Source organism: Hymenobacter sp. GOD-10R, assembly GCF_035609205.1.
In the GTDB taxonomy this organism is placed as follows: domain Bacteria; phylum Bacteroidota; class Bacteroidia; order Cytophagales; family Hymenobacteraceae; genus Hymenobacter.
Window position 1 is genome coordinate 4,318,503 of record NZ_CP141184.1, and the last position, 16,773, is coordinate 4,335,275.

Genomic DNA, 16,773 nt, shown 5'->3' on the forward strand with positions numbered 1-16,773 from the left:
GTTTCAACAAAAAAGCCTAGATTCTCATCTAGGCTTTTTTGTTAGGCTACTAATTGATTGCAGCCCCGCACATCTGAATTATCCATGCGGCCCAGCACCTCAAAGGAGCCATCAGGATGCTGGCGAGCTAAGTCCTTGGTCTCGATGAACGCACAAGAATCGATGTTAGCTAGGTCGATAACGTTGATAGCGCCATCGGGGCGGGTGGAGGAAACGGAGAATGGGTCGGATGGGTCACGCAACAGAATGCGCAGCGGCACAGGTTGGTGAAAGCGGCCATCACCTAGGCTGTAGGCTTGCGAAAGCAGCTCCGTCATACCGTATTCGGAGTGAATGCCGGCCGGGCCGAAAGCTAGCTTTAGCTCCGCGTGCAGCTCCTCCCGAATCATTTCGCGGCGCCGACCTTTCATGCCACCGGTTTCCAGCACCGTCAGACCTTGCAGCTCGGGCGCGGCACCGTACTCAGCTGCGAGGTCGAGCAGCGCATACGTCACGCCGATGAGCATCACCCGGCGCCCTAACTGCTTAGCTTCGCCTAAGGCTTGCACCAGCGCCGCGTAGTCGTGCAGGAAGAAGGCTGGTTGCGCTTGCCCCGACTCCTTAGCAAAGTAGTCGACCATGGCTACCAAGGACGACTGTCCTTGCTCCAGGTACGATGGCAGCAACGCCAGGAACGTCCACTCGCGCAAGGGGCTATAGGTTTGCTCGAAGATGCGGGCAGCATTCTGGCGGTAGAGCAGCGGGTCGCGCAAGCGGTGTTGGCTGCGCTGCTGCATCGTGGTGCCACTGCTCAAGAACACTTCCTTTGGCTCCCAACTAGCTGGCTCCGTCCGTACATCATGGGTCTTGAAAAACTCAATAGGCAGGAACGGGATATCTGTAAGTTGCTGTATCTGTTGCGGTTTGCGACCCAGCAGACCTAGGTATTCCTGGTAAGGTGGGCAATGTGCCGCTTGGTGTCGAAAGAGCGCCAGCGCGGTTTGTTCGAAGTCAGTAGCAGTTAGGTGCGGCAGTTGGCGTAGGTAGGCGTCGCGGAAACTCATTACAACACAATTCAGTTAACGTTTTGATATAACAAATAGCACCGCTGTTCGTTGAGAAGCTGTATATTCAGGCTGTGCAGTCAACCGGTTGTTTGCTGCTTTTTTTACCTACTATGACCAAGCTTTCTACTCCATCTCGGATAATGGGCCTAGCCATGCTGATGCTATTCGTCGGCCTTGCTGTTTCGTCCTGTATCGCCACCCCCGACTATCCTGACACACCAGAAATCAGCTTCAAAAGCATTACGCAGCAGCGCTTTAAAACAGATGATGGGACTTTCGATAGTGTTAAGGTGACTATCTCCTTTAGGGACGGTGACGGGGACCTAGGTCTTAGTAACGATGATACAAACCCGCCATATCAGCAGAAGAATTTGGACGGAACCCTCAATCGGTTTTATAACAACTACTTTTTTCAAGCGCAGGTTCTTCGGAATGGCGAGTATAGGGATACCATCTTGAATAAAGACCAACCCTACGATGGCCGATACCCGCTTCTCAACAACACCGGACGGGCAGAGCCGCTTAAAGGCGACTTGACCTTCAGTCAGCGGGTTTTTGTCGGAACTTTTTATTACGGCTCGAGAATACGCTATAAAGTAAGCATCGTGGATAGAGCTCTGCACGAGAGTAACACCATCTTTACCGATCCAATTCTATTCGTTAGATAGGGCTTAGCTCTCCCAGCTTCCCAAACGAAAGCCCGACCAGACACTAAGCGTCTGGTCGGGCTTTTTTATCACTAACGTGTTAGTAGATAGTAGGAAAACGCTTCGGGTCTGTTTCGTGCATGATTTCGTACACTACGTCGAACACGTCCTCCGCATTCGGCTTGCTGAAGTAGTCACCGTCGGTGCCATAGGGCGGGCGGTGCGCCTGCGCGGATAGGCAGCGGGGTTGGGCGTCGAGGTGCCGGTACGCTTGCTGCTCGTCGAGCACCTGCTGCAACATGTAGCCAGTAGCGCCGCCAGGCACGTCCTCATCGGTGAACACCACCCGGTTGGTTTTGCGGATGCTATCCACAATAAGGTGTTCTATATCGAAAGGTAGTAGCGTTTGTACGTCAATCACTTCCACTGATATGCCCACCTTAGCAAGCTGCCGAGCAGCGTCGAGCACAATGCGGCACATCGAGCCGTAGGTAACAATCGTTACGTCGGAGCCTTCTAGCAGTACCTCTGGCACACCAAGCGGCACGGTGAACTCCCCAACGTTTTGCGGAATCGTTTCCTTGAGACGATAGCCGTTAAGACACTCCACTACCACTGCAGGCTCGTCGGAGCGGAGCAGGGTATTATAAAACCCCGCGGCCTGGGTCATATTGCGCGGCACACACACGTGTATTCCCCGCAGGCTGTTCAATATCATACCCATAGGCGAACCAGCGTGCCACACTCCTTCAAGTCGGTGGCCGCGGGTACGCACGATCAGGGGTGCTTTCTGCCCCCCTTTCGTACGATATTGAAGCGTAGCTAGATCATCGGACAAAATTTGGATAGCATAAAGCATGTAATCCAAATACTGGATTTCGGTGATGGGGCGCAAGCCACGCAAAGCGGCTCCTATTCCTTGCCCTATAATGGTGCTCTCGCGGATGCCGGTATCGGTGACGCGTAACTCGCCAAACTTGGCTTGCAAGCCAGCAAAGGCTTGGTTTACATCACCAATCTGCCCTACATCCTCCCCAATAGCAAAGATGGTAGGGTCGCGGCGGAAGTTCGCTTCGAAGCAGGCTTGCAGTACCTCGCGGGCATCTACTTGCGCGGCGTTAGGAGCAAATTCGGCCTTTACTTCCGTGATGTTTAGCGCGGCTTGTTCGCTCTGGCTGTAGAGGTAGGAGTTGTAGCGGTCCGCGTTATCGGCGGTGGCCTGCTCCAGCCACTGCTGCAACTCACGACGAGCAAATCCGCGCTGGCCGCGCACTTGGCGCAGGGCCCGCCGGGCCGTCCGGATAATATCGGCGCGGAGTGCCGTGGGATTCTGCTTCAGGTGCTCGATGGACTTGTGCAGATTGTTGGGCTTCTCAGCCTCCGAAGCTAGCTTTTCTAGTAGCTGGGCTAGCTCCTCCCGCTCTTGCTGAATAGGATTGAAGAAGGCCTGCCAAGCAGCGCTACGCGCCTTTTTCACGGCATCCATCGCCTCATCTTCCAATCGAAAAAGCTCCTCGGGGGTTGCGTAGCCTTCTTTCAACAGCCACTGCCGCATCTTGCGCATGCAGTCATGCTCCTGCTCCCAGGCCAAGCGCTCCTTGCTCTTGTAGCGCTCGTGCGAGCCAGAAGTGGAGTGCCCTTGCGGTTGCGTGACCTCCGTAACGTGGATGAGCACCGGCACATGCTCGCGACGGCACAGCTCGGCGGCGCGCTGGTAGGTTTCGACTAGCGCTGGGTAGTCCCATCCCTTCACCACAAAGATTTCGAAGCCCTGCTCGCCGGGTCCATTGCGTTGGAAGCCCGCTAGTATTTCACTGATGCTCTGCTTGGTGGTTTGGTATTCGGCAGGCACCGAGATGCCGTAGTGGTCATCCCAGACCGATACCAGCATTGGAATCTGGAGAACCCCGGCGGCATTGATGGCCTCAAAGAACATTCCTTCCGAAGTACTAGCGTTGCCAATGGTACCGAACGCTACTTCATTGCCATTCACCGAGAAATCGGTAAGGCCGTGCAACTCTGGGTTCTGGCGGTACAACTTGGAAGCATAGGCTAGGCCTACTAGGCGCGGCATCTGAGCGGCCGTCGGCGAAATATCAGCGCTAGAGTTCTTGCTGGAGGTCTGGGGCTTGAAGTTGCCATCTTCGTCGAGCAGACGCGTGGCGTAGTGCCCATTCATGCAACGGCCGCCGGTGGCGGGGTCCGCTTCCACGTCGGGGTGCGCGTAGAGTTGGGCGAAGTATTGCTGTAAGTTGAGCTCTCCGGCCGCGAGCATAAAGGTCTGGTCGCGGTAGTAGCCGGAGCGGAAATCACCCGCCTGGAATGCGCGGGCCATGGCCAGTTGGGGCAGCTCTTTGCCGTCGCCAAAGATGCCGAACTTAGCTTTACCCATAAATACCTCTTTGCGACCGGCCAACGAAGCCTGTCGGCTTTCCCAGCCAATGCGGTAATCACGCAGCAGTTCTTCTTTGCTCAAGGCAACAGCCGGAGCTAGGGCAGATTCGACAGTAGACATAAAAAACAAAACGGGTGGACAACAAGCAACTGAAACGAATCAGGTGCGCCTAGGCTGCAAACTCGGAGCAAAAGTACAGATTTTGGGAAAGACGCTAGGTGGCCCCTAGGTTTGGGCTGCTTTGGGCAGCCATGCAGCCCGGAACGTTTTTAGTTATCTTTGTGGTACTGTGCTAGTAGCTTCTACCATGCACGCTTACGAGCAAGGTAATTATACGGCTGTCATTGCTCACAGCTGCTTTCTTTTCGCCTTCAAATTCATACATCAGTTTTTATTCCTACCCTATGAAAAAGTTCGCCTCCCTTTTGTTTGGCCTCGGTCTCTTGCTGACCCACTTAGGTGCTCAGGCGCAAGGCATCATGACCTTCGAAAAAGATGCCCATGACTTCGGCAACGTCCCCGAAGGCACGATGGCTACCTATGAATTTAAGTTTAAGAACACCGGTAATCAGCCCGTCGTAATTGCCAACGTGCAGGCGTCTTGTGGCTGTACTACCCCCGACTGGACCAAAACGCCTGTGCTGCCAGGCAAAATTGGCATGGTGAAAGCCGTTTACAGCAGCGCGGGCCGTCCGGGCGTATTCAATAAAACCGTAACGGTAACCAGCAACGCGGCTACCCCAAGCACCGTGCTCAGCATCAAAGGCACCGTGCTCGGCAAGGACGAGATGAAGACCAAGCTTACTCCAGCCCAGCTAGCTCAGTCGCCTCACGCCAAACTAAACACGACCACCCACGATTTCGGCAAGGTGGAAGTGGGCCAGCAGCCGGTAGTACGCCTCACGGTGCAGAACACCGGCAAACAAGATTTAGTGATGGGCATGCTTTCTTCTACGTGCAACTGCGTAGGTTATAAGGCTGCGCCACAACCCATTAAACCCGGCCAGAGTGTACCCGTTGAGCTAGTGTATGCTCCTCGCCAAGCCGGACAGAGCATGGAAGTGGTTACCATGAGTTCCAACGACCTGAATGGCGATTCCAAAGTAACGTTGCGGGCGAACGTCGTACGCGACCTGAATGCAGCCAGCATGGTGAAGGAGAGCGGCACGGCCGTTCCGTTTAAGTAGCGTGCAGCATGAAGCTCCTGCTTCGCGCATCGTGGAACGATAATCGTTTGGGACTGTTTCTCAGAACGAGCTATTCCACGGTGCGCGGCGCAGGAGCTTCGCGCTATACATCGTATCTTTGTCGCCGTTTTTCCACTCCTAGTTTTTCCTCTATCACCCTTCTCCTCTCACCATGATTATCGGTGTTCCAAAAGAAATTAAGAATAACGAAAACCGTGTAGGTCTCACGCCCGCAGGCGTTGCGGAACTGCGCAAGCATCACCACACGGTGTACGTGCAGGCTTCAGCTGGCCTCGGCAGCGGCTTCCAAGACACTGAATACGAACAAGCTGGCGCCGTAATCCTGCCTACAATTGCCGATGTGTACGGCCAAGCCGAGATGATCGTGAAGGTGAAGGAGCCGATTCAGGAAGAATACGCCTTGATCAAGGAAGGACAACTGCTGTTCACGTACTTCCACTTTGCTTCAAGCGAAGATCTTACGCACGCCATGATCGAGCGCAAGGCCACGTGCCTCGCCTACGAAACTGTAGAACGCGCCGACCGGTCGTTGCCCCTACTCATTCCGATGAGTGAGGTAGCCGGCCGCATGGCCCCGCAGGAAGGCGCTAAGTACCTAGAGAAACCCCTAAAAGGCCGCGGCATTCTGCTCGGCGGCGTGCCCGGCGTGAAGCCAGCGCACGTGCTGGTGCTAGGTGGGGGCATTGTGGGTACCCAAGCCGCGAAAATTGCCGCTGGCCTAGGTGCTCAGGTTACGTTGATGGACATCAGCCTGAACCGTCTGCGTGAGCTAGACGATATCATGCCCAAGAACGTGTCGACGGTGTACTCCAACGAGTACAACATCCGCGAAGCCATCAAAACGGCCGACCTAATCGTAGGTGCTGTGCTAATTCCTGGAGCGAAAGCGCCTCACCTGATTACCCGCGACATGCTTAAGACCATGAAGCCCGGCACTGTGCTCGTCGACGTGGCTGTGGACCAGGGCGGCTGCATCGAAACCTGCAAGCCTACCACCCACGAAGATCCCACCTTCATCATCGACGACATCGTGCACTACTGCGTGGCCAACATGCCCGGCGCGGTACCTTACACCAGCACCCTAGCGCTGACCAACGCCACCCTGCCCTACGCTGTGAAGCTAGCTAACCAGGGCTGGCAGGAGGCCTGCCGTCAAAACGCAGACTTACGCCTCGGCCTGAACGTCGTAAATGGCGAAGTGGTCTATAAGGGCGTTGCGGAAGCTTGGAACCTGCCTTTGGTAAGTGTAGAATCGGTATTAGAGCCAGCTCACGCCTAAAGTTTGCTTACCTTTGTCAAAAGCCTTCCTGACGCTCCGTTGGGAAGGCTTTTATTCTTTTGCTGATACCGCTTCCTTTGTTTGCATGATCGGAATTCTTTTCACTGGCGCTCCTATTGCCAGTGCCACGACCCTAGCCCTCCTTCCTTCCTATCTTCAGAACTTTCTCCGCCAGCAAAATGGGGTAGTCGCCTACTTCGGCGGGCTGCACATCCGCGGTTGCGGTGGAGTGCCCGCCTGGCATTCACTAGAGGAAGCGTGGCACGGCCCAAATGCGTTTTGGCGCACTTATGACACCGTAGAGCGGACGGACATTCCGTTTGCGCAAGATTGCCTAGGCAACCAGTTTTTACTGCGACAAGAAGCCGTGTACTTCCTCGACACCGAAACCGGCGAGCTAGCTGACCTAGAGGTAGATTTCAAGCACTTCTTGTTTGGTGTGGAGAAATTCCCAGTTGACGCCCTCGGTATGCAGCCGCTGCGCACCTTTCAGCAGGGTGGCGGCGTACTTCCACCCGGTCAGCTACTAAGCCTTTATCCACCGGCCTGCATTGCCACGGATAGCAAAACAAAGCCAAGCATTAAAGCCGTACCTAGCGTTGAACGGCTAGCTTGGCTAGCTGACTTCTACAAGAAAATCAAAGGCTTACCCGACGGCCAATCTATTCAGTTTAAGTCGGGCGAATAACGTGGCAGCGCGTGTGCCTTCCCTTGCTTTGCGCCTCTTACTGCGGCGCTTTTCCATGCTGCTCGGTTTGTATCTGCTGCTGCGGATCGGCTTTTACGTAGCTAACCACGACGTCTTCCGCGAGGCCTCAAGCGGCCAGGTCCTTTGGGCGTTCTGGCACGGTTTCCGGTTCGATATTGCCGGGTTGCTGCTGCTCAATCTGCCGTTTGTGGTGTTGTCGTTGGTGCCGGCCTTTGGGCGCAATTGGCAGCGGGCACTACGCGGGATCTATCTGGTGCTGAACTCGGTAGGCCTAGCCTTGAATATTGTTGACACCGAGTACTTTAAGTTTATTGGGCGGCGCACATCCAACGAACTGTCCACCATTGGCTCCGACGTATCGCGCCAGGCCGTGCAGCTGCTAGGGCACTACTGGTATCTACTGATTCCATTCATCGCGCTGATGCTACTGCTCGGCTACTTGTACCCGATGCCGGGGCAACAGCCTGCTGTGTCTGCCACCTCCGCTAAACCGCTGCAGCGGTTTGGCTGGCAAGCCGTGGAAGTAGCGCTGGTGGCACTTGCGGTAGTGCTCGGCATCCGAGGTGGCTTGCAGCTGAAGCCCTTGCGCACAGGCCATGCGTTTGTGCAGCAGCCAGCCCTACTCGGCCACTTGGCCCTAAATAGCACCTTCACGTTTTTGAAAAGCCTAGGGTATCAGCCGGCCGAACACAAGCAGTATTTCGCTTCTCCGGCTGCCCTGCGGCACGCATTAGCGGCTCGACCGCTGCCAGCTCGCTCTGCCATGGGCGCGCCCCTACGCGACAATGTGGTCGTGTTGCTGCTCGAAAGCTTTGCTTCGGAGTATACCGGCATCGAAAACAACGGTCAAGGCTACACGCCCTTCTTTGACTCGCTGGCCACTAAAAGCTTATTCTTTCGTGAGCATTACGCCAATGGTCGTCGTTCTATCGAAGCATTGCCGGCTGTGCTGGCGGGGCTACCCTCTCTTATGGAAGGCCCCTTTATCACATCAAATTACCAAACTGACGAGCTACATGGCCTAGGTGAGGTGCTGGGGCGGCAGGGCTATACCACGTCTATGTTTCATGGGGCGCAGAATGGCACCATGGGCTTCAACACCTTTGCCGGTATTGCGGGCGTTCAGCGGTATTATGGCCTATCGGAGTACCCCGGCGGCGCTAACAGCCCCGACTACGATGGTCACTGGGGCATCTTCGACGAGCCTTACCTCCAATACTTTAGCCAGCAGCTAGGGAAGCAGCCCGAGCCTTTTTTCTCTACCCTATTCACCCTCAGCTCGCACGAGCCTTTCACGGTGCCGGCGCAATATCAGGGCCGTTTTCCGGCTGGTGATTTGCCTATCCACGCTACCATTGGCTACACGGACAATGCCCTGCGAAAGTTTTTTGCGGCCGCAAGTCGTCAGCCGTGGTACAAGCACACGTTGTTTATTTTGCTCGCCGACCACACCTCGCAGACGAGCCGGGCGGGGTACCAGAATGCGCTGGGTAGCTACAAAACACCGTTACTGCTCTTTCATCCGGGCCGCCAACTCCCGGCCGCCGACGTGCACCGCATCACGCAGCAAGCCGACGTGCCCGCTACTGTACTCGACTACCTAGGTCTGCGCGCCAACCGCCAACTTCTGCCTTTCGGCTACTCCGTTTTCGACCAGGGCACAACCGGCCGGGCACTTTACCTAAGCGGTGGCTCCTACTTCTTGGTGCACCGCGACCTTGTGACGGAACTTACGGCTGATAACCAAGTATTGCTTTACCCTTATCAGACGCACACCATTTCAACCGAGTCGCTCCCCCACCCCGATGTGCGTAGAGTACAGCAATACGGTGACGAGCTAAAGGCATGTGTGCAGTTCTTCGTGAACGGGCTTTCTGATAATCAGCTTTATAAGGCAGGGAATTAGCTAGAAGCGCCGGAAAGTAGCTGAGCAGCAGCATAGTCTGGAATTTCAGCTAGCTGCTCATTGCGCCGCTGCACAAAATCGACGCGCCAGCAATAATGCTGTAAGCCATTGGTGAGCAGCAATAACGGCGCACCAATCGTCTGGTTGTACGTAGCCGCTTGGTGGGCTACAGCGGCTGTGATGGGCACCGTCGTCGCCTTGCACTCGACCAACAATAAGGGTTGGCCAGCCGAGTTGAAAGCGCACAAATCCGTGCGTTTTTGGCGCTGATTGTACGCGTGGCCCCGTTCTAAGGTCAACAGGCCGCGTGGGTAGCCAAGGTGCTCAATCAGGTAATGAACGACGTGCTGACGCACCCATTCTTCTGGCGTCAGGACTACGTTCTTGCGGCGTAAAACGTCCCAGATTAGCGAATTCGGGCCTGATTTTGTAACTTTGTATTCGAAAGGCGGCAGGTTTAGCGCTTGCATCACCTACAAAGGTACCGCTCGGAGCGTCTGTTTCCGCTTTTCACTGGGGTGCCGTCGTACAGTTTTGTGTGACGGCTTTTTTGTTTATAAAAGGCTGGTTGTTGAACAGCTAAACAGTCAAATTGCTATTGGGATAAACCTGATCATTTCCGAAACCCTAACTAGCTAGCTTCCTCTATTATTAAACAATCAACCTTTCAACAATTAGCCATTTCCTAATCAACCATATAACCATTTAACTGCATGAAAGACAAAGCCTCCATTGTGGAGAATTGGCTGCCGCGCTACACGGGCGTTCCGCTCAAAGAGTTTGGGCAATATATTCTCCTGACTAACTTCATCAACTACGTGCAAATGTTTGCTCAGCAGTTTGGTGTTGAGGTGCGCGGACTAGATAAGCCAATGCAAACGGCAACGGCAAACAATATCACGATCATCAACTTCGGCATGGGCTCGCCGATGGCGGCCACCGTCATGGATTTGCTCTCCGCCATCAATCCCAAAGCGGCGCTTTTCCTAGGTAAATGCGGTGGCCTGAAAAGCAAGACCAAGCTAGGTGACTTGATTCTACCTATCGCGGCTATTCGCGGCGAAGGTACTTCCGACGACTACCTACCTCCGGAAATCCCCGCACTGCCCTCTTTCCGTCTGCAACGCGCTGTTTCTTCAATGATCAAGAAACACGAGAAGGACTATTGGACCGGCACGGTGTACACGACCAACCGTCGGGTGTGGGAACACGACGCCGCTTTCAAGGACTACCTGCGCCAGATCCGGGCCATGGCCGTGGACATGGAAACGGCGACCATCTTCGTGGTAGGCTTTATTAACGAGATTCCGCACGGCGCGCTGCTGCTGGTATCAGATAACCCCATGACGCCAGAAGGCGTGAAAACCGCTGAGAGCGACTCGAAAGTAACGTCGGGCTACGTGCAGGCACACCTTCAAATCGGTATCGATTCCTTGATTGAATTGCAGAACTCCGGCGAGTCGGTGAAGCACTTGCGGTTTGAATAAGCGCGTGGAACCTTGACCTAGCTAGCTGATTCGTCAGTTGCCAGGAGCTAGGTTCCACGTTTGCTTTTCCCGTATTTTCGCCGCGCTTACTTACGCCTCTGCTTCTATCAAAAAGTTTTTCGGAAATATCAGCTTCGTCGTACTGCTCAACCTGCTGGTAAAACCGGGATGGGTAGTGGTAGAAAACCTGGTGCAAGACCGGCTCGGGCACGCCGCTTTTGGCACGTTCACCGCTTTATCAGCCTGGACGCTCATCATTGCTTCTGTGTCGGACCTAGGTACCACGCAGCTCATGACCAAGCGGGTAGCCGCCTCCCCCGACTTTTTGCCCGAGTATTTCCCCACGCTCTTGCCCCTCAAAGGCTGGCTGATGGCGGTATTCCTAGGCATCACGGTGGCCGTTGGTGCGGTACTTGGCTACCAAGGCCATGTACTGCTGCTACTGGCTCTCATCGGAGCCGGTTTGTTGCTGACCCAATACACGCAGTTTTTGCGCGGAGCCTTGCAGGCGCATCAGCGCTTCAATACCGACGCTGTGCTCTCCATCTTGGAGAAAGCCCTGCTGCTCCTGATGGTGCTAGGGTTGCTGCCCATCGGGCTCACCCTCGACCGCTACGTGGGAGCACGCTCGGCGGCGGTTCTCTTCACGTTCGTGGTACTGTACGCACTCGTCTCGCGGCTGTATGGCCGGGTGCGCTACCGCTTGCGCTGGGACCATGCCCGTACCCTCTTGCGCGACAGCATGCCATTTGCGCTCATTGCCCTGCTCTATGGCCTCAATGAGCGAGTGGACATGGGTATGCTGGAGCGGCTTGTGTCGGCGAAGGAAGCTAGCTATTATGCCGGCGCTTACCGCTGGGTCGATGCCGTGATGATGTACCTGTGGACGGTGCTGCCGCTGTTTTTTGCCAAGTTTGCCCTCGCCACGCACCGCCGCGAGGAGCAACAAGAGTTGCTCTGGTTTGGGCAACGCGTCGTTACGGTGCCCTTGCTGTTTGTGTGCGCCTTCGTGCTGTTCCGGGGCGAGGTGCTCTTCTGGCAATTCACTCACAGTTCGCCCGAGGAGCTAGGCCGTATGGCCCTGTGTCTGAAGATCTTGTTTGTGAACGTGCTGGTGCACGCCTTTTTCGCCATTTATAGCACGCTACTCACCAGCACCAGCCAAGAACGCCCCGTTAGCTGGCTGGTAGCCGGGAGCATTTCCTTGAACATAGGGCTAAACTTCGTGCTGCTACCCCGCTACGGTGCCTTGGCAGCTTCGGTCAATACCCTATTGTGTGCTGTATTTGTGTCCGTGGGGTATTTGTGGCTGGTGCGCAATCAGGCAGGCGTTGCCATCCCGTGGCGCGTGCTGGCGCAGCTGTTCCTGGCGTTTGGCCTGCTGTGCGGCACCTTCCTAGGTTTGCGCTGGCTTGTCAATCAATGGCTTGTGGAAGCCGTGCTAGCCGGAGTAGCGTTTGTAGGCATCTTGTTCCTAACAAAGATCGTACGCGTAGCGGAGCTTCAGAAGCTCCGCAAGCGGGGCTAGGTATGGTGTCTCCTAAGCTGGTCTTACCGTAGATAAACCGTAGCCCGCGCACCTACCTCTTTCTCCGTCACTTAGCTATTCAGTTACTCTTTTGATCATCGCCGTCAACGTCCGCTTCTTGCTGCCCGGCAACCAACTTGAGGGCATCGGGCGTTTTACTTACGAAACGCTGATCCGAATGGTGCGCCAGCATCCCGAGCACACCTTCCACTTCCTGTTCGACCGGCCATTTGATCCGAAGTACGTCTTTGCCGAAAACGTGGTGCCCCACGTGCTGTTTCCCCCAGCCCGGCACCCGTTTCTCTTCGTAGCGTGGTTTGAAGGGGCGGTAGCGCAAACGCTACGTCGGTTACGCCCCGATGTGTTTCTGAGTCTCGACGGCTTTACGACACTACGCACCGACGTGCCCCGCGTGACGGTGATGCACGACCTAGCTTTTGAGCATTTTCCGCAAGACGTAGGCTTTTTACAACGGCAGTACTATTACTTCTTTGCCCCGCGCTTTGCCTTCGCTTCAGCTTGCGTGGTTGCCGTTTCGGAAGCTACCAAGCAAGACCTCATTGATACGTACCAACTACCTGCTGAGCGGATTCAGGTAGTTTACAATGCCGCGGATGCTAGGTTCCGGCCGCAACCGGAAGTTAGGCAGGCTGCAACCCGCGCCAAGTTCAGCAGCGACCAGCCTTACTTTCTCTTCGTAGGCGCCTTGCAGCCACGCAAGAACCTAGTGAATCTGCTCCGGGCTTTCGAACAGTTTAAAGATGAAACAGGCGCCGACACGCAACTGGTGGTAGTAGGTCGCAAAGCTTGGAAAGCCGGTGCCATCTTCGATGTGTACGAGCAGATGCACTACCAAGACGACGTGCACCTCACCGGCCGAGTAAACGATGCGGAGCTAGTAGGTCTCTACGCGGCAGCTTTAGCAACGGTATATGTGCCTTACTTCGAAGGCTTTGGCATCCCCGTCATCGAAGCGCAAGCCTGCGGTAGCCCTGTAATCACCTCTAACTGCAGCTCCTTGCCGGAAGTAGCAGGCGATGCAGCCTTGCTCGTCGATCCTTTTTCGGTTGAATCTATTGCCGCCGCCCTAACGCAAATGCAACACGATGCAGCTTTGCGGCAGGAATTGATAGCCAAGGGCTTCCATAATATGGAGCGTTTTTCTTGGGAGCAAAGCGCAGCCAAGCTATGGCAAACACTAGAAGAGGCTGTTGATCCCTCCTACTAGGAAGGAAAGCTTAGCGAATATCCATCCGCTTTATTAGAATTTTTTGTCTATCCAAGTCGGTTGGTAGCCACTGCTTTGTCTGCTGGTAGCTAGGGTGCTTGTAGCTTTTCTTTCCCCGCAACTTTACCGAACTAATTCATATTGAGCGCGTAAATTGTACTATACTAAAAAATAGAAAGCTCAACAAGAAGAGCTTCATTGCTTTTCCATGCTCAAAATCAAGTTAATGAGATTTTAATTCTTTAATCTCATTATAATTTTAAAAAGTTTACTTGCAGACCACCCACTCGCGCTAGGTAAGCTTTACGTTCTTTTTCTGTTGCTCCTCCTCTTCCCCACCACCCTTTCGGCTACTCACCCAGTAGCCGAAAATTATCTATTTACACTCATGAAAGCTGTATGCACTTTTTTGCTCGCTCTAGTCAGTAGTGCGGCACTTGCTCAGCCAGGACCTTATCCTGGGTACTTTCAACTTCCTGTAAATCAGGAAACGAAAAAGGTAGAATACACAGCTGTAGTCCCTGTTGATGATGCTCCTAGGGAAGAGCTTTTCTCGCGAGCTGAAGACTGGCTCACGCAGCTAGGATTGACGCACAAGGTCACTCGCCGAGTGAGCAACCCAGAAGCGGGTACTCTCGTCACGCATGTACGGTCCGGTAATTCCTCTAATAACAAAGCATTCCGGTTGGCTATTCAGGTAAAAGACGGCCAATATCAGTACGTCATTGACCAAATCACCCACACCCAATCGGACTACGCCCGGGCTGGTAAATACAGCGTCGGCACCGTTACCACCAACATCGAAGCGTACGGCCTACGACGGCAGCGCAGGAACCTGATCAAGACGATCGACCAGATCGACAGCTGGATTCTAACGACCATCGGTGGGCTCAATTCAATGATGGTTAGCTCAGAAAAACCCACTAATCTAATCTAAGTCAAACTGTTATTTAAAACAAGCTCAGCTACTGACCTAGCCTAGATGAAGCACAAAAAAAGCCGTCCCACCCGGAACGGCTTTTTCGCGTCTCGACACGCGGAGAAAATTCCCACCCAACTCCGGGTCGAGCCCGTCCGCTGCTAGTGCCGGAACAAAAGTTCGCGGTACTTAACTAGCGGCCAGTCCTCATCGGCCACCATCAGCTCCAGTTTGTCCACTGCACGGCGAATGGGGTCGAAATGTCCTTTCACGGTTTCACAGTAGGCAATAGCCCGCTCCCGTGTATCTTCTATCTTGTTGGCTGCCTTACGGCTGTTCAACATTGTGTCAGACTCCGTCTTAATCGTCGCAATATAGCGCGAAATTGCCTTAATTGTATCAACGGTGACTTGTGAATGCTCATCTTCCAAGCCAAGTTCCCGTAAACCACACAGATTGTTGATCAACTTAGTTTGGTACGCAACGGCCGTGGGGATGATGTGGTTGATGGCTAGGTCACCCATCACGCGGCTTTCAATCTGAATCTTCTTCAGGTACTCTTCCAGCAAGATTTCATGGCGGGCGTGCAGCTCCACGGGCGAGAAGATGCCGTGCTTAGCGAACAAGGTTTCGGCTTCTGGGGCTATTAATGCGTCCAAAGCCTGCGGGGTCGTGGCTACGTTAGCCAATCCTCGGCGGGCAGCCTCTTCTTTCCACTCCTGCGAGTAGCCATTGCCCTCGAAGCGCACATCCTTGGAGCTGATCACGTACTCGCGCAGCACATCCACAATAGCTACTTCCTTCTTCTTGCCTTGTGCTAGCTGCGCATCTACCGCCTGCTTGAAATCGATCAATTGCTCGGCCACAATGGCGTTGAGCACGGTCATGGCCGAGGAGCAGTTGGCTGAGGAACCTACGGCCCGCAGCTCAAACTTGTTGCCGGTAAAAGCAAACGGGGAGGTGCGGTTGCGGTCGGTGTTGTCCAGCAGAATCGCCGGGATCTTGTCAATGCCCAGCTTGAGGTAGATGTTGTCGCCCTTGTCCAGCGGCAGCTTGGCGGTGCGCTCCAGCTCGTTGAGCACGTTGTCCAGCATCGAGCCCACGAACACACTCATAATCGCGGGCGGCGCTTCGTTGGCCCCCAGGCGGTGATCATTGCTGGCCGAAGCAATGCTGGCGCGCAGCAGCTCCCCGTAGGTGTGCACGGCCTTGATGGTGGTGATGAAGAACGTGAGGAACTGCAGGTTCTCCTTGGGCCGCTTACCCGGGGCGAACAGGTTCACACCCGTATCCGTGCTCATGGCCCAGTTGTTATGCTTGCCCGAGCCATTCACTCCCGCAAAGGGCTTCTCGTGCAAGAGCACCTTGAAGTGGTGGCGCTCGGCCACACGGTCCATCACGTCCATCAAGAGCTGGTTGTGGTCCACGGCCAGATTGGCGTCCTCGAAGGTGGGAGCGCACTCAAACTGGTTCGGGGCTACTTCGTTGTGGCGCGTGCGCAGCGGGATGCCGAGCTTGGTGCCTTCTTCCTCGAACTCGACCATGAAGGCGTGCACCCGGCTGGGGATGGAGCCGAAATAGTGGTCCTCCAGCTGCTGACCCTTGGCCGGGGCGTGGCCGAACAGCGTACGCTGGGTCATCACCAGGTCGGGCCGCGCATCATAGAGGGCTTTGTCCACCAGGAAATACTCCTGCTCAATGCCGAGGGTGGTGTTGACCCGCTGCACGTCTTTGTCGAAGTACTGGCACACGTCCACGGCGGCTTTCTCCAGCGCGGCCAGCGACTTGAGTAAGGGCGCTTTGTAGTCCAGCGCCTCGCCGGTGTAGGCCACGAAGATGGTGGGGATGCACAGGGTCTTGGTGCCAGGGGCCTCCAGGATGAAAGCCGGCGAGGTCGGGTCCCAGGCCGTGTAGCCGCGCGCCTCGAAGGTATTGCGAATGCCCCCGTTGGGGAAGGAAGATGCGTCAGGCTCCTGCTGCACCAGCGCCGAACCCTTGAAGTTCTCCACCGGCTGTCCGTCGGAGTTCAGGTCGAAGAAGGAGTCGTGCTTCTCGGCCGTGGCGCCCGTCAGGGGCTGAAACCAGTGGGTGTAGTGGGTAGCGCCTTTGGCCGTGGCCCACGTCTTCATGGCCGAAGCCACCGCGTCGGCCACCGACCGCTCTACGGGCGTGCCTTCTTTGATAGATGCTTCTAGCTTTTTTAAATAGCTACCCGGCATTGTGGCCCGCATGGCCTCTAGGTTGAATACGTTTTTACCAAAGGCCGCAGACCGGCTTTCGGGAGAGGACGTTACGGCTACAGGTTCGCGTTGATCGACTAACTCGAGGGCTTTAAAGCGCAAAATGGACATGCGAGAACTGGAAATGTAAAAGGAATGAAAGTAACGTGGTGTGTGGTATTGTGGCCTGTGGGCGTAGTTG

At 55.0% G+C, this 16,773-nt stretch carries 13 protein-coding genes; 9 read left to right on the forward strand and 4 right to left on the reverse strand.

Annotated elements, in window-relative coordinates; genetic code table 11:
• Window positions 1–41: 41 nt before the first annotated feature.
• Entirely contained in the window at window positions 42–1,043 is a 1,002-nt protein-coding gene (locus SD425_RS17260; RefSeq protein ID WP_324671188.1) for an acyl transferase, read from the reverse strand.
• 113 nt (window positions 1,044–1,156) lie between these two features.
• Between SD425_RS17260 and SD425_RS17265 the strand changes: the two genes are divergently transcribed.
• Window positions 1,157–1,714, forward strand: coding sequence for a hypothetical protein (locus SD425_RS17265; RefSeq protein WP_324671189.1), 558 nt, complete (start codon window positions 1,157–1,159; stop codon window positions 1,712–1,714).
• 79 nt (window positions 1,715–1,793) lie between these two features.
• Here SD425_RS17265 and SD425_RS17270 read toward each other — a convergent pair whose 3' ends face one another.
• Window positions 1,794–4,208, reverse strand: coding sequence for an alpha-ketoacid dehydrogenase subunit alpha/beta (locus tag SD425_RS17270; protein WP_324671190.1), 2,415 nt, complete (start codon window positions 4,206–4,208; stop codon window positions 1,794–1,796).
• A 284-nt stretch (window positions 4,209–4,492) separates the two neighbouring features.
• Between SD425_RS17270 and SD425_RS17275 the strand changes: the two genes are divergently transcribed.
• The 4 genes from SD425_RS17275 (at window position 4,493) to SD425_RS17290 (ending at window position 9,190) form a co-directional block, all read left to right on the forward strand.
• Window positions 4,493–5,275: a DUF1573 domain-containing protein gene (locus tag SD425_RS17275; protein WP_324671191.1), complete on the forward strand. Its 783-nt coding sequence runs from the start codon at window positions 4,493–4,495 to the stop codon at window positions 5,273–5,275.
• A gap of 172 nt (window positions 5,276–5,447) precedes the next feature.
• Entirely contained in the window at window positions 5,448–6,575 is a 1,128-nt protein-coding gene (gene ald, locus SD425_RS17280; protein ID WP_324671192.1) for an alanine dehydrogenase, read from the forward strand.
• Window positions 6,576–6,660: 85 nt separating this feature from the next.
• Entirely contained in the window at window positions 6,661–7,263 is a 603-nt protein-coding gene (locus SD425_RS17285; RefSeq protein ID WP_324671193.1) for an SMI1/KNR4 family protein, read from the forward strand.
• A gap of 13 nt (window positions 7,264–7,276) precedes the next feature.
• Window positions 7,277–9,190, forward strand: a complete 1,914-nt coding sequence (locus SD425_RS17290) for an LTA synthase family protein (protein WP_324671194.1) — start codon at window positions 7,277–7,279, stop codon at window positions 9,188–9,190.
• On the opposite strand, the gene SD425_RS17295 is transcribed toward SD425_RS17290, so the two are convergent.
• Complete coding sequence (locus SD425_RS17295; RefSeq protein ID WP_324671195.1) at window positions 9,187–9,660, reverse strand: type I restriction enzyme HsdR N-terminal domain-containing protein; 474 nt, start codon at window positions 9,658–9,660, stop codon at window positions 9,187–9,189. The genes SD425_RS17290 and SD425_RS17295 overlap by 4 nt on opposite strands.
• 243 nt (window positions 9,661–9,903) lie before the next feature.
• Here SD425_RS17295 and SD425_RS17300 point away from each other — a divergent pair, with 243 nt between their 5' ends.
• The 4 genes from SD425_RS17300 to SD425_RS17315 all read left to right on the forward strand — a co-directional run bounded on the left by SD425_RS17300 (window position 9,904) and on the right by SD425_RS17315 (window position 14,370).
• Complete coding sequence (locus SD425_RS17300) at window positions 9,904–10,677, forward strand: AMP nucleosidase (RefSeq protein WP_324671196.1); 774 nt, start codon at window positions 9,904–9,906, stop codon at window positions 10,675–10,677.
• 37 nt (window positions 10,678–10,714) lie between these two features.
• Entirely contained in the window at window positions 10,715–12,205 is a 1,491-nt protein-coding gene (locus SD425_RS17305) for an oligosaccharide flippase family protein (RefSeq protein WP_324671197.1), read from the forward strand.
• A 91-nt stretch (window positions 12,206–12,296) separates the two neighbouring features.
• Window positions 12,297–13,433, forward strand: coding sequence for a glycosyltransferase family 1 protein (locus tag SD425_RS17310; protein ID WP_324671198.1), 1,137 nt, complete (start codon window positions 12,297–12,299; stop codon window positions 13,431–13,433).
• Between the two features lie 388 nt (window positions 13,434–13,821).
• Window positions 13,822–14,370 (forward strand): DUF4468 domain-containing protein, encoded by a 549-nt coding sequence (locus tag SD425_RS17315; RefSeq protein ID WP_324671199.1) that lies wholly within the window; start codon window positions 13,822–13,824, stop codon window positions 14,368–14,370.
• Between the two features lie 143 nt (window positions 14,371–14,513).
• On the opposite strand, the gene SD425_RS17320 is transcribed toward SD425_RS17315, so the two are convergent.
• The gene (locus tag SD425_RS17320) at window positions 14,514–16,703 is read right to left on the reverse strand and encodes a glutamine synthetase III (protein WP_324671200.1); all 2,190 of its coding nucleotides are present in this window, start codon (window positions 16,701–16,703) and stop codon (window positions 14,514–14,516) included.
• Window positions 16,704–16,773 lie beyond the last annotated feature (70 nt).

Coding starts and splice junctions, on each gene's coding strand:
- SD425_RS17260 (WP_324671188.1), bottom strand. CDS start 1,043: ATGAGTTTCCGCGACGCCTACCTACGCCAACTGCCGCACCTAACTGCT.
- SD425_RS17265 (WP_324671189.1), top strand. CDS start 1,157: ATGACCAAGCTTTCTACTCCATCTCGGATAATGGGCCTAGCCATGCTG.
- SD425_RS17270 (WP_324671190.1), bottom strand. CDS start 4,208: ATGTCTACTGTCGAATCTGCCCTAGCTCCGGCTGTTGCCTTGAGCAAA.
- SD425_RS17275 (WP_324671191.1), top strand. CDS start 4,493: ATGAAAAAGTTCGCCTCCCTTTTGTTTGGCCTCGGTCTCTTGCTGACC.
- ald (WP_324671192.1), top strand. CDS start 5,448: ATGATTATCGGTGTTCCAAAAGAAATTAAGAATAACGAAAACCGTGTA.
- SD425_RS17285 (WP_324671193.1), top strand. CDS start 6,661: ATGATCGGAATTCTTTTCACTGGCGCTCCTATTGCCAGTGCCACGACC.
- SD425_RS17295 (WP_324671195.1), bottom strand. CDS start 9,660: ATGCAAGCGCTAAACCTGCCGCCTTTCGAATACAAAGTTACAAAATCA.
- SD425_RS17300 (WP_324671196.1), top strand. CDS start 9,904: ATGAAAGACAAAGCCTCCATTGTGGAGAATTGGCTGCCGCGCTACACG.
- SD425_RS17315 (WP_324671199.1), top strand. CDS start 13,822: ATGAAAGCTGTATGCACTTTTTTGCTCGCTCTAGTCAGTAGTGCGGCA.
- SD425_RS17320 (WP_324671200.1), bottom strand. CDS start 16,703: ATGTCCATTTTGCGCTTTAAAGCCCTCGAGTTAGTCGATCAACGCGAA.